This is a genomic window from Marinomonas rhizomae (genome assembly GCF_024397855.1).
Classification (GTDB): Bacteria; Pseudomonadota; Gammaproteobacteria; order Pseudomonadales; family Marinomonadaceae; genus Marinomonas; species Marinomonas rhizomae_A.
Window position 1 is genome coordinate 2,771,297 of the sequence record NZ_CP073343.1, and the last position, 12,610, is coordinate 2,783,906.

General features: G+C 45.6%; 10 protein-coding genes. 4 read left to right on the forward strand and 6 right to left on the reverse strand.

All coding sequences use genetic code 11. From position 1 onward, the window contains the following. Nucleotides 1-43 precede the first annotated feature (43 nt). From KDW99_RS13120 to KDW99_RS13135, 4 genes are all read right to left on the reverse strand, one after another. Complete coding sequence (locus KDW99_RS13120; protein ID WP_255825338.1) at nucleotides 44-1,705, reverse strand: glycoside hydrolase family 3 protein; 1,662 nt, start codon at nucleotides 1,703-1,705, stop codon at nucleotides 44-46. 19 nt (nucleotides 1,706-1,724) lie between these two features. Then, a complete protein-coding gene (locus KDW99_RS13125; RefSeq protein WP_255825340.1) occupies nucleotides 1,725-3,071 on the reverse strand; it encodes an MFS transporter in 1,347 nt (448 codons plus the stop codon). Between the two features lie 118 nt (nucleotides 3,072-3,189). Then, entirely contained in the window at nucleotides 3,190-4,089 is a 900-nt protein-coding gene (locus tag KDW99_RS13130; protein ID WP_072837929.1) for a helix-turn-helix transcriptional regulator, read from the reverse strand. 445 nt (nucleotides 4,090-4,534) lie between these two features. Next, nucleotides 4,535-5,329 carry an AraC family transcriptional regulator gene (locus tag KDW99_RS13135; RefSeq protein ID WP_072837928.1) on the reverse strand — a complete coding sequence of 265 codons (795 nt, stop codon included), beginning with the start codon at nucleotides 5,327-5,329 and terminating at the stop codon, nucleotides 4,535-4,537. Between the two features lie 92 nt (nucleotides 5,330-5,421). Between KDW99_RS13135 and KDW99_RS13140 the strand changes: the two genes are divergently transcribed. Beyond that, the gene (locus KDW99_RS13140; protein ID WP_205115208.1) at nucleotides 5,422-6,612 is read left to right on the forward strand and encodes a CynX/NimT family MFS transporter; all 1,191 of its coding nucleotides are present in this window, start codon (nucleotides 5,422-5,424) and stop codon (nucleotides 6,610-6,612) included. 117 nt (nucleotides 6,613-6,729) lie between these two features. Here KDW99_RS13140 and KDW99_RS13145 read toward each other — a convergent pair whose 3' ends face one another. Beyond that, nucleotides 6,730-7,635, reverse strand: coding sequence for a LysR family transcriptional regulator (locus tag KDW99_RS13145; protein ID WP_205115209.1), 906 nt, complete (start codon nucleotides 7,633-7,635; stop codon nucleotides 6,730-6,732). 136 nt (nucleotides 7,636-7,771) lie between these two features. On the opposite strand from KDW99_RS13145, the gene KDW99_RS13150 reads away from it, so the two are divergent. From KDW99_RS13150 to KDW99_RS13160, 3 genes are all read left to right on the forward strand, one after another. Continuing rightward, the gene (locus KDW99_RS13150; RefSeq protein ID WP_205115210.1) at nucleotides 7,772-9,175 is read left to right on the forward strand and encodes an amidohydrolase family protein; all 1,404 of its coding nucleotides are present in this window, start codon (nucleotides 7,772-7,774) and stop codon (nucleotides 9,173-9,175) included. 13 nt (nucleotides 9,176-9,188) lie between these two features. Continuing rightward, on the forward strand, nucleotides 9,189-9,665 hold the full coding sequence (locus KDW99_RS13155) for a DMT family transporter (RefSeq protein WP_255825341.1): 477 nt from the start codon (nucleotides 9,189-9,191) through the stop codon (nucleotides 9,663-9,665). Between the two features lie 65 nt (nucleotides 9,666-9,730). Further along, nucleotides 9,731-10,594, forward strand: a complete 864-nt coding sequence (locus KDW99_RS13160; RefSeq protein ID WP_255825342.1) for an SMP-30/gluconolactonase/LRE family protein — start codon at nucleotides 9,731-9,733, stop codon at nucleotides 10,592-10,594. Between the two features lie 444 nt (nucleotides 10,595-11,038). Here KDW99_RS13160 and fucP read toward each other — a convergent pair whose 3' ends face one another. Continuing rightward, nucleotides 11,039-12,607 carry an L-fucose:H+ symporter permease gene (gene fucP, locus KDW99_RS13165; RefSeq protein ID WP_255825343.1) on the reverse strand — a complete coding sequence of 523 codons (1,569 nt, stop codon included), beginning with the start codon at nucleotides 12,605-12,607 and terminating at the stop codon, nucleotides 11,039-11,041. Between the last annotated feature and the right edge of the window lie 3 nt (nucleotides 12,608-12,610).

Here is a 12,610-nt window from a genome sequence, read left to right on the forward strand (position 1 = left end):
GGGGCTCTTCTCACTAAGGCTATTGTTATAAACTAAGTATCGATCAGTAACCTAGTTGCTCTAATCCACAGAAAGGATCAATCGCGGCATCTGTATTAAAACTTAATCGCCCTAACAAACCATCCACGACAGCTTTCTGGACCTCTAACAAAGGACTATAAGCGTTAATATAGACAGGCACCTTGGGTGCATCGTACAAAAGATACGGATGACCGAAAGACACCATCACCGTCGGAATATCAACCCAAGGACGATACATCGCGTTACCAAAACCATCGTGTAATGCCATCCAATCAATATAAATGTGCGACTTCACCAGCATGGATTCATCGGCATTAAGATAGAGTAACAAGTCATAGTCTTTCATATTTAAGGCCATACCTGTTTGAAACTCAGTCACTTCAAAACCTTCATTTTTCAGCATGCTTGCCACATTTAATGGCGCAGGTTCAGGACTAAAAACATGCCGAATTCCCGTTGAAATAATCAACACACGCTGATAACGCTCTAAACTAATAGGTAAAATATTGTTTCGACTTTTTACTAAGTGCACCGTTCGACGATTCAGCTCAGGAATCCGATCTGCATAATCTGAGGCTAGTAAACCATTAAATGTATTCGTACTAATCTCTTCTTGTTTTTTATGTAAATCCAAAGCGGCTTTCATCGCCAAAATACGCAGCACAGATTGCTCTAAGCGCACTTCAGAAACTCGACCTTCTCGCACCGCTTTGAGCATGTAAGCGTAATCCTCGACAGGGTCTTTGCAAAACAACAGCATGTCGCAACCGTTTTCAATGATCTCAGCAACCACATCTTCACGTTTAGCCCAGCTACTCAAACCCGCCATGACAGTAGCATCTGAGACAATTAAGCCATTAAAGCCCAGCTCTCTACGTAAGAGTTGTTCATTGAGCAATTTACTCACACTGGCTGGGCGCCACCACTCTTCAGGATTTTCCTCATGAGCCTTAGCATACTCAGGCAATGCAATATGTGCCGACATGATCGACATCACATTGCTATCAATCGCACTGCGATAAAGCCGCCCATAACGCTCTTCCCATTCCGGCATAGTGAGCGGATTAACGGTTGTTACTAGATGCTGATCACGATCATCAAAACCTTCACCTGGCCAATGTTTAGCCGTTGCCGCAATGCCATTTTTTTGGAAAGTCGCAATATTCGAACGACTCATGCTTTCGATAACATCTACATCACTTCCATAAGATCGAGTGCCTACGACGGCACTGCGAAACTTAGCATTAATATCGACAACCGGTGTGAATGACCAATTAATTCCCAGCAACTTTGCTTCTTGTGCAATCACGTTAGTACAATATTCCACTGCACTCTCATCTTTCAACCCAGCAAGACCAAGCTGGTTTGGTACTTGAGCACCGAAAGGAAAGCTCATGCCACCGCCTTCAAGGTCACCACTCACCAAAAGCGGAATGACAGAATGACTGCGCAGCTGATTCATCATCTTTACTTCGGTATCAAGATCTTGCCCGACAAACTTAGTCACCGCACCAGGCTGAATCGTATCAATAAGAGACAACTCTTCTGCGGAATTTGCTCTAACAATAAGATTAAACAGTTGCCCTACTTTTTGCTCTAACGTTAGCTCTGAATAGGTTTTATTCACCCAAGTAAGCTCGGTGTCACCCAGAAAAAACGGTGCATTACGGAATGATTCATTCATAATAAAACCTCAGTATTCTTTAATTTGCTCGGTTCGCTTCACGAGTCGCACGTAATTCAGATTGCATTGTGTCTTCTACCTCTCGCGTGATCGGATAAAAGTAAGCAATAACAACAATGCAGCCTGCGCCAAAAGCAGGAATCAGACTCATGAAAAGTAAAATCATCTGAGCAGACTCCGCAGTTTGCTCAACACCTGCTTGATAACCAGCAAAACTCAACCCAATACCGACTAAGGCGCCACTTAACCCCATACCAAATTTATGGGAGAAGGTCGCAGAACTGGTCGATAAACCAACCACACGGCGCCCTGATTTCCACTCAACATAATCTGCAGTATCGGCAACCAACCCCCACAATGATGAAGCGGCTATGCCTTTTGACAGCTGATTCAAAAAGATAATGGCATAAATGACGTACACATCCGCTGGATCAACCCAGTATAAATTGCTGATCAAACACATACTCAACAGTGCACCCACAATCACTAGGTTTCGCTTTGAATAACGTTTAACTAACTGAGACATCAAAGCGGAACCTACGATCATCCCTAGGCTGGCCATGGTAAAAAACATACCTGCTTTGCTAGCGTCGCCCACGATATAAGTAAAATAATACATACCTACAGCAAATGGCATGATCGTAAAAGTAAACAGAGGAATGCCCATTAAGATGGTGATCCACCAAGCACGGTTTTTAATCACCACGGCGAAATCGTCTTTTAAAGAAGAGCGCTGTTTGATCATTGGAACACGCTCTTTAACACGAGAAAAACACAGCCAGAACATTACAATCATGACGGCACTTAGCAATATCATGGTGTACTGAAAGCCCTGCTGTTTATTACCGTCACCAAAAAATTCAACCAGAGGTAACGTACTCGCATTAACCAGCAAAGCACCGGTAAACGCCAATACCATGCGAAATGAAGCCATCTGGCCGCGCTCAACTGGGCTATCCGATATGGTTGCTGGTAAAGAGGAATATGGGATATTGATGGCTGTATAGAGTGTCATCAGTAGAATATAGGTCACAAATGCCCAAATGATCTTGCCGGATTCATCCATATCAGGCGTCGTAAAAGTGAGCACAGCGACAATAGCCAGAGGAATAGGTACATAGAGTAAATAAGGACGGAATTTACCAAATCGAGTTTGGGTTCTGTCACCTATCATGCCCATTATTGGATCGGATATGGCATCCCACATTCGCGTGACAAAAAATAATGTCCCGACAAGAGCCGCAGAAATCCCGAACACATCGGTATAAAAAAACATCAAATAGGTGCCAACCGCAGTAAACACCACATTACTGGCTAAGTCACCAAAGCCATAACTAACCTTATCGAAAAACGATAACTTCTTCATAATGAAACCTTATTTGTATTTATTGTTTTGCTTCATTATGGGAATTAATATCAAGTGTGCTATCCGATTTTTGACCTGCTCAGTAGCCGTTTTTTGACCTTGATAAAGTCACCTTTTACTAAAGATACAAAAATTGCCTATCCAACCACGGCATAATTCGTTGTTTCAAAAGTACTACGTCTACTCCTGCATAGGCTTGCCCCACACTCACTAAACTTACCGACTCCCGCTTAAGACGAAACTCCGTTGGCGTACAGTCATATTCTCGGCGAAACGCCATATTAAAGGCTTTTACAGAAGGAAAACCATGATCAAAAGCGATATCTGATACGGCTTTTTTAGGTTTCTGTGCCAAATCTGACAAGCTTTTTTCTAATCGATAAAGAGTCAAATAGCGTAGAAAAGTCTCGCCTACTTTGGCTTTAAAATACCGGCTTAAATAGGCTTCCGACAAACCTCGCTCCTCAGCTAACAAGGACAAAGAGAGATGCTCTTGGTAACGCAATGTAATCTGACGTAACAGGTCATTCATCAATAAAGTAGATTCAAGAGAGTCCGCTCTAATTGCATTAGTCGAAGGAAAGTAGCGAGCAAACAGCAAGCCAAGTTGGGCAAGTAAACTTGTTTGCGCCTGTTGCCAATGACCCGCCTTGTAGTAGTGCTCCCACCACAAATGCGCCATCAGCCGCTTAATCGTTGGCAGCATATTTTTCTGAACCAAACTCCATGCTTTCATTGGGCAAGTATCCAGAGCCACTCCAGCAAAGTTATGCTGTAGACAAAGCACTAAATTATCATCCTCGGTAGATTGAGTGGCGTGAGGCAATTCTTTATTAATAAATAAAACATCGCCTTCCTGCAAAAGCAGTATTTCATCCATTACCTGAACACGAATACGGCCTTTCACCACCCATAAGCATTCATGTGCATCGTGATGATGCAAATCACATTGAGTCACAGAATGAGCAAATATGCGGCTTTCTTCTTCTAATATTTCCGCTCTGTTCGATAAATACATAACAAACTAACATCCTTAATCATCCAACTAAAATCAACCACGAGCCGTTTCAACATTGATTTGAGTGAGCAGGAATCATAAAGAAGTAAGCGTATAAAGTCACAGACAAAAAAAAGCCCCGCATTCGCGAGGCTCTTTAAAATTCATTATAACCAGTAATTAAACAGAGGTATTTTTCACTGAGAACATTCCGTAAGCCGCTACAACCAAGAAGCAAACGGCAGGCACAACATATGAAAAAATCGCGCCGTACTCATCGATAGTCGCGCCTTAGTTCAATGGCACCCGTCCAACGCGAATCTGTAAATCATTGGGGACGTTGCTTGTCTATTGAAGTCTTCAAGAAACTAGAGATACAATGGCTCATGATGCCACTGAGTATTTTAGAGAATATACATCACGGAACCACACCAACAGGTTAGTTTTTGATCTGACCCCAAATTCATTATCGCAGCGAGGAAAAATATTGGGTAGGCGATTTACCCAGTGCTTTTTTGAACATAGTGATGAAGGCATTTACAGAATCATACCCCAGATTTCCCGCGACACTTTGCACCGATTTCCCCTCTGCCAACTGACTCAGTGCGATCATCAGATGCAGCTGCTGACGCCAGCGCCCGAAGCTCAATCCGGTAGCATTTTCCACCAGTCTAGCGAGCGATCGCTCACTGGTTGCAAGTCTGGCCGCCCACTGACGTAAAGTGGTACGGTCACTAGGGTCTGCAAAAAGTGCATCGGCAATGTGTCTAATTTTGGGGTGGTCTGATATGGGTAGATGCAGCTCTTTGAGCGGCGCATCAGAAAGCTGTTCGAGAAGCACTGCAACAAGACGGGCTGTTTTACCCTCTGAAGGGTAAGCGGGATCCTGCTCAGCAAGATGCAGAACCAACTCTCGTACAAGAGGCGTTATGGCAAGGGTGCAGCATGTGTCGGGCATCACTGCCGCACTAGGCTCAATAAACAAAAAGCAGGTGCTGGCGTTTTGGGTGATTCGGCAGCTGTGAGGGGTGCCGCTTGGGATCCAGACCGCGTGCTGAGGAGGCACAAGCCATAGTGCGTCTTGTACTTCACAGCTCACCGCACCATGCAAAGACAAGATCAACTGACCCTTGCGGTGGTGATGCGGTCTAACACCGGAATGCTTCAGGTCAGGTTCGATCTGTAAGGCAACGGCTGCCTGCATGAACTCATCGGAATCGAAGTCTTCCGGTGAGGAAACCGTCTTTTTAAAATCTGGCATAATTAAGATATCACCTGTCATATTGTCTATATTATACGCTCTTCTGATACTTTATAGTGCTTTTTTTTCTAAAGTAAAGAAGGTTAGAGAATATGTTAGACACTAAAAACAAGTGGAATACCATTGCACTTGTGGCGGGAATTCTTTTTATTGCGGTTAACCTGCGGCTTCCTTTTACCAGTATAGCGCCCGTTCTGCCGCTTATCCAAAGTGATTTCGGCTTAAGCTCCTCGGCCGTCGGTCTGCTTACTTCATTACCATTGCTGGCATTTGCTGCATTCTCACCACTGAGTGCACCTGTTGCCCGAAAGTTCGGACTAGAACGTACACTTTTTGCTGCAATGACAATCATTTCTTTAGGAATCTTGCTGCGTTCTACAGGAAGTGTGTGGGCCTTATATCTAGGTACAATACTAATAGGCACAGGGATTGCCTTGGGTAACGTACTGCTGCCTGGTCTAGTTAAACGCGACCTCTCAGCCAACGTTGCCTCCATGACAGGGGCGTATTCCATTACGATGGGGGCAGCGGGTGCGATAGGGTCTGCCATCATGATTCCTTTAACACAGGTTTGGGGCTGGAACATTGCGCTGACTTTATTAATTGCAGCCCCGCTGTTTGCGCTTATTGTGTGGTTGCCGCAGCTTAAAAAGCATGAGCCAGTGAGCCTGTCCAATCCGAAAAAATCAGCGACAGTAGCCGTCTGGAAATCGCCTCTAGCATGGCAGGTCACACTGTTTATGGGGCTCAATGCGATGCCTTTTTATGTCGCTGTAGGTTGGTTACCGACTATTCTGATGGATAATGGTATATCCGCCACTGAAGCAGGCTCCGTACATGGGACACTTCAACTGGCCACAGCCATTCCGGGGTTAATACTAGCAGCCACGCTGCGCCGCCTAAAAGATCAGAAACTGGCGGCCGTAACAACCAGCCTGTTGGTTGCCTTATCGTTTATCGGGCTTATTTATGCGCCAGAGTTCGCCATCTTGTGGGCTGCGCTTCTGGGCTTTGGCTCTGGTGCCTGCATGATGCTAGGTTTGACTTTCGTTGTACTGCGTACGCAGAATGCTGGCGACGCGGCTGCTCTGTCAGGAATGGCACAGTGTGTCGGGTATCTCATGGCGGCAGCAGGCCCCTTATTGCTAGGTCAAGTGCACGACTGGACGGGCGGCTGGACTGCACCGCTGTTAATTACGGCAGCTATCGCTGTTGCTGGTGCGTGTACTGGCATGATGGCTGGGCGAAACGTCCATCTTGAACCGGCTCCATCGATGCGTTAAACCCATATTTATCAGATACGGGAGATAACTCTCTCCCGTATTAGCGAAATTACGGTTACACAGATAAATATGACACCGTCATCTTAGTACAGAAAAAGTGGTGTTTGCTCTTGTCGATCAGATGGACGAATTATCGTCACTGATAAGCTCGGTTGCCCAATCGGCAAATGCCCGTACGGCTGGCGATAGAAAACGTTGATGCGGATAGAGCAAATTAACCGGTACGGACACAGGTTGCCAGTCCGCCAAAACTTCAACGAGTCGGCCTTCTTCTAGGTGTTCAGATACCACCTTCTCAGCAAGCTGCACCAGCCCTAACCCTTCAAGACACATTTTTATGTATAGCCCCGTCTCATTGGCGGCCACTGCCCCGCTAACCGGGATTGACATTTTTTCAGAGCCGCTAACAAAGCTCATTTCATTCGCTCGCTTAGCATGCCCTGAAAAATAATGAACGGCTCGGTGGTCAGATAAATCTTCTGGCGTCTGTGGAATCCCTTTCTCTTCGAGATAGGCCGGAGAAGCGCATGTCACCCAGCGAAATCGACCAAGCGGTCGTGCAACGAGCGTAGAGTCATTAAGCTCACCAGTTCGAATGACACAATCTACGCCTTCCTGAACAAGATCTACCTGTCGGTCATTAACCCCTATCATTAGATAGATATCCGGATAGCGTCTGTAAAAGTCTTGCAGATTTGGCATGATGACAAAATGGGCAATACCGCCAGGCATATCAACTCGTAAACGCCCTTGAGGCCGTTTAACGGAATCGGTCAGGCTAGACTCTGTATGCTCAATTAATTTAAGTATTTCCAAACACTGAGCCAAATACTGCGCGCCCTCTGTGGTCAAGCTGACGCGCCGTGTTGTTCTGTTCAGCAGGCGCACCTGCAAATATTTTTCAAGACTTTTAACCGTACTACTCACCGTCGAGGCTGGTAAGGACAAGGTTTCCGCTGCATAGATAAAACTCCCAGCTTCCGCCACACGAACAAAAATCTGCATTGCTTGAATACGATCCATATGCTTTTTCCAAGAGCCACAACCGATGGCGCCATTGTTCGTAATTATTGAATAATGAAAACAGTTTAACTGTCTTTTTGCGAATAGTCACTTTGCGTACCCTTGCTTCACGAAATTTCAAAAAGGTGAATTAAAGATGACCGATTACGTAAGAAATATTGTTAATAATCAGACTACAACTCCCCCTAAAACCTTGATTCGTGGGGCAACGATTCTGAGCATGGATGAGAAGGTAGGTAATATTGAGTGTGGTGATATTCTTATTACTGGATCTACCATTACCGCTGTGGGACAGAATCTAGATGCAGAGGGCGCCCATGTCATTGATGCTACCAACATGATTGCCATGCCGGGTATGGTGGACTCTCATCGTCACTCGTGGGAAGGCCAATTACGCCGCATCAACCCTAATGCCACCTGTTTGGAAGACTATAGTAACGCCACGCACTTCTCTTTCGCCAAATACTATCGTCCAGCGGATAATTATATCGGCAACTTGCTGACGGCTCTGGGCTGCATTGACGCGGGTATCACTACTGTCATAGACAATTCTCATAACAGCCGCACCGCTGAACATTCAGATGCCGCCGTTGAGGCCCTACTTGATTCAGGCATTCGCGCCATACATGCCTCGGGTGCGCCCGTTGCTGGTGAATGGGATAAAGCGCACTGGCCAGGTAACTGGCAACGCTTGCAGGAAAAATACTTTACGAATAACCCTGACAGCCTTGTTTCTCTTGGCGTCATGGCTCAGTTGGAGCCAGAGTTATGGGCCGAAGCTCGTCGATTAGGGTTACCTATTGTGACTGAGTTCTTTGGCTCTTTGATGGCGGATGAACTTGAACCACTGCATCAGCAAGGTCTTCTTGGTCCAGATAATATTTTCAATCACTGCACGTCACTGCCTGATGAAGGATGGAAAATCCTGCGTGAAGCGGGTGTTCGAGTAAACGTCTGCCCACGCTCTGATTCACACTATGGCATCGAAGACGGTATGTTCGCTATGCCAGCTGCGCAGCGTCATGGCATTAGCCCAGGACTAAGTGTCGATAATGAAACCTCTTACAGTACTGACATGTTTATGGAAATGCGTGTGGCATTTTATCTACAACGAGTCATGGGCATGCATCAGCAGAAGCACTGTGGTTCTGATCATGATCATATGCAGACAACGCTTCCAGCCGCTCAGCTTCTTAAATCCGCCACCGTTGATGGTGCCGCTTGTGCCGGTTTGCAGGACAAAATTGGCAGTTTGACGCCGGGGAAACAAGCAGACCTGATCTTGATTAACGCCAATGACATCAACCTTTACCCGTCCGGTAATGCTTTTGGCACCGTGGTGCATGCAACGGAACGTAGCAACATTGATACCGTGATAATCGCTGGTCGTATCGTCAAACAGAAGGGTCAAGTTTTGGGTGTCGACAGTGAGCGTCTTCGTGCTGCCATTGATGAATCCCTAGAGCATCTGTTTGCTGCGTCTGGCTATCAGCCTGATGTATTTGCTGACGTTTTTCTGCCTTTAGAGCAGGCTAACTAATAGGGGAATACCGATGAGCATGATCTATTACTTAATTGCTTTTGCTGCCGGTCTGGGTATCACGTTGCAGACAACCTTGAACAGTCAGTTAGCAAAAGGGTTGGGTGGTGACTCTGTCACTGCTGCACTATTTTCTTTCTCGGCTGGAGCGTTCTGCCTTGGGATTTATTCACTGCTGCGAGGAGGCTTATTCTCCTCGCTTGCCGCCATTCCGTCGCAACCATTGTGGACTTTAGTGGGTGGTGTTATCGGCGCATGTGCATTATTTAGTTATGTCGTGCTGGCCCCAAAAATTGGTTTTTCAGCTTTGCTCGGGTTGGCTATTGTCGGGCAGCTGCTGTCATCACAGGTCATAGATCACTTTGGTTTGTTGGGTTCCATCCGACGCCCCGTTTCGGGGCTGAAACTTGGCGGAATGCTGGTCATGTTGATCGGACTCGCCATTATGTTGTTCGGCGACAAGTTATCCGAACGTTTTCTACACGGATAGAAGTGAACGGCTTGTGGGTGTCTGCAAGCATCGGTTCACTATAATGTTGCCTCTGGAGAATTAAAATGTTTTCAATCGTTACTGATGTTAATAATGCGTTGGGAGAATGTCCACTCTGGTGTGAAAAAACACGCAGAGTATTCTGGACAGATATTGAGGGTAGTGAGCTGCTCGCCTTTGAAAAAGAAAGCGGTATCGTCAAACGCTGGTCTCTACCCGAACGCGCTGGATCGTTTGCGCTAACTGGGAAAGCGGATGTTTTGCTTATAGGGCTAGCGTCACAGCTCGCTTTTTATGACCTGAATACGGAGGTGTTAACCCCTGTAGCATCATCACCTGGTATGACGGGGACGCGTATCGGTGATGGACGGTGCGATCGCTCTGGCAACTTTGTCTTTAGCTCCATGCTGGACGGTGACTATGTTCAAAAATGCGGACAATTTCATCGACTGAACGCTGCTACTTTGGAAACAGAAACGCTGGCATTACCTGCCGTCGTCATTCCAAACAGTATCTGTTTCAGCCCAGACGGCGGCACCATGTACTACAGCGATTCTATGCAGGGTCAGATTTTCTGCTGTGACTATCCGTCTCTCGATAATCAGCGCATTTTTGTAAAAGTCGAAGACGGTGGTGCGCCAGATGGCTCCTGCATTGATGCGCAAGGCTATTTATGGAATGCCGAATGGGGCGGTAGCCGAGTGGTACGTTACACTGATACCGGAAACGTTGACCGAGTCATCCAGTCTCCCAGTGTTCAAACCACTTGCCCAGTGTTAGCGGGACCAAGTTATGAAACGCTTTATTGTACAAGTGCGAAGGTGGGCCTAGATAAACCGACAGACAGTGATGGCATGCTGATAAAAGCGGAGGAAATGTTCTCTGCAGGACTTCCTGAAGTTAGATTTGCAGGACCACTGAATAACTAGTTCATAAAGCTCTTTTGCAAACGGCTTTTACCTCTGCCTATTTTGCTTAGGTAAACCTAATTTAAAAACGGATATGGATTTTCCATATCCGTTTTTAGCACTTAGCGTCCTAACTTTTAAATCAATACTTGTATGCTGTCTGATGCGAGTGCTAGAGGCCTTAATCTTATAAGACATTCAACTTTTAAGAGCGCTAACCATTTACTCAGTTGCTTACTAGCCAAGTATTCAAAAAAATGCAGGATGAAGTCACTCTATCGATCCTTGGTATCAAATCAGGGTGTGTATCCATGCAAATCCCTCGCTTTTCCAAGCCGAGCGGTGGTTTTGCACAACAATGGACCATAACAAACGAGTTGAAACACAAAGTCAGCAAACAAAAAAAGCCCCGCATCCGCGAGGCTCTTTAGCATTCATTCTAATCAGCGTTTAAAACCAAATATCTTAAACAGAGGTATTTTTCACTGAGAACATTCCGTAAGCTGCTACAACTAAGAAACAAGCAGCAGGCACAACATAAGAAATAATAGCGCCGTACTCATCGATAGTCGCGCCTTGGATCAATGGCATCACGGCACCACCCAAGATAGCCATTACCAAACCCGCAGAACCGAATTTCGTATCACTACCAAGACCGTCCAACGCAATGCTGTAAATCGTTGGGAACATCAAAGATAAACAAGCGGAAATAGACACTATCGCCCAAACACCAGTTACATCTGGCACCATCACAGCGTATAGGCATAAAGCAGTACCTAATAAAGCCAAGATGCTTAGCAACACAGCAGGACGGAAAAAGCCCATCAACCACGTCATAACAAAACGCGATATTAAGAAAATAATCAAACTATACTGCAAATAATCAGACGCACTGGCTTCTGTCCCACCCAATGTTTCTTGCACATATTGGATAGTAAAAGTCCAAGTACAAGTTTGTGCAGCAACGTTAAAGAACTGTGCTACAACACCCCAACGGTATTGTTTTCTAGCAAGCAATCGTCCTAGTGTCGCCACAAAATCAATCTTCTGTACCTCATCAACATTAACCTTGTTAGCCGATTTAGGTACGCGCATAAAATAGATAAACGCCCAAATGATCATCAACACAAACGCCATGCCGACATAAGGTGTCATCACGCTATTTAATTCATCTGCTCGAATGCTAAGCAGCATCTCGGGAGCCATGCTGGCTCTTTCTTCAGGAGAAGCCGTATTTAGATTAGGAAGAATCAATGTAGCCGCAAGAAACACACCGATATTGGTGCCAACTGGGTTAAAGGCTTGGGCCAAGTTTAAACGGCGTGCTGCACTGCCTTCTGGCCCCATGGTCATCACAAAAGGGTTCGCCGAGGTTTCTAAAATAGACAAGCCTGCTGCCAAAATAAACAAGGCAGCTAAAAAGAAACCATACGTCATCGAAACACTGGCAGGATAAAACGCCAAGGCACCTAAAATCGCCAAGCCTAATCCTGTCAACACGCCCGCTTTATAAGAGTAACGGGCATTAATAAACGCAGCAGGAATCGCCAAGCAGAAATACGCGCCATAATAAGCGAACTGTACTAAAGCCGATTCAAAGGTGCTCATGGTAAAAATTTTGCTAAACACTTTTACCAAAGGATCTGTCATGTTGGCGGCAACGCCCCATGCAGCAAAACAGGTAATCAATAAGATAAACGCGATTTTCATGTTCGGATAAACGAACGGAGCAGATAAGGATTTTTCTGGAGCTGTATTTTGATTTTTCATAAAGCAAACAACATCTATTATTTTATAGTTGGATGATAGGATGCGCCCCACAGGCACTTCACTACCATCAGACATTGATATGGGCCAACCGTAGTTAGGGCAGTATTTTGGTAGATTTAAAACCACCAAAAGCGCCCTTTCTACGACCAACATCAAACACAAGGTGCGAAATCCTACCACCAACTTTCTATAAAAATGCGCTTGCAGAACAAAACTTAGCGCTTTGTAAACGAATTGATATTTTCTTACCCATTTCATTAACATAAA

Coding starts and splice junctions, on each gene's coding strand:
- KDW99_RS13120 (WP_255825338.1), bottom strand. CDS start 1,705: ATGAATGAATCATTCCGTAATGCACCGTTTTTTCTGGGTGACACCGAG.
- KDW99_RS13125 (WP_255825340.1), bottom strand. CDS start 3,071: ATGAAGAAGTTATCGTTTTTCGATAAGGTTAGTTATGGCTTTGGTGAC.
- KDW99_RS13130 (WP_072837929.1), bottom strand. CDS start 4,089: ATGTATTTATCGAACAGAGCGGAAATATTAGAAGAAGAAAGCCGCATA.
- KDW99_RS13135 (WP_072837928.1), bottom strand. CDS start 5,329: ATGCCAGATTTTAAAAAGACGGTTTCCTCACCGGAAGACTTCGATTCC.
- KDW99_RS13140 (WP_205115208.1), top strand. CDS start 5,422: ATGTTAGACACTAAAAACAAGTGGAATACCATTGCACTTGTGGCGGGA.
- KDW99_RS13145 (WP_205115209.1), bottom strand. CDS start 7,635: ATGGATCGTATTCAAGCAATGCAGATTTTTGTTCGTGTGGCGGAAGCT.
- KDW99_RS13150 (WP_205115210.1), top strand. CDS start 7,772: ATGACCGATTACGTAAGAAATATTGTTAATAATCAGACTACAACTCCC.
- KDW99_RS13155 (WP_255825341.1), top strand. CDS start 9,189: ATGAGCATGATCTATTACTTAATTGCTTTTGCTGCCGGTCTGGGTATC.
- KDW99_RS13160 (WP_255825342.1), top strand. CDS start 9,731: ATGTTTTCAATCGTTACTGATGTTAATAATGCGTTGGGAGAATGTCCA.
- fucP (WP_255825343.1), bottom strand. CDS start 12,607: ATGTTAATGAAATGGGTAAGAAAATATCAATTCGTTTACAAAGCGCTA.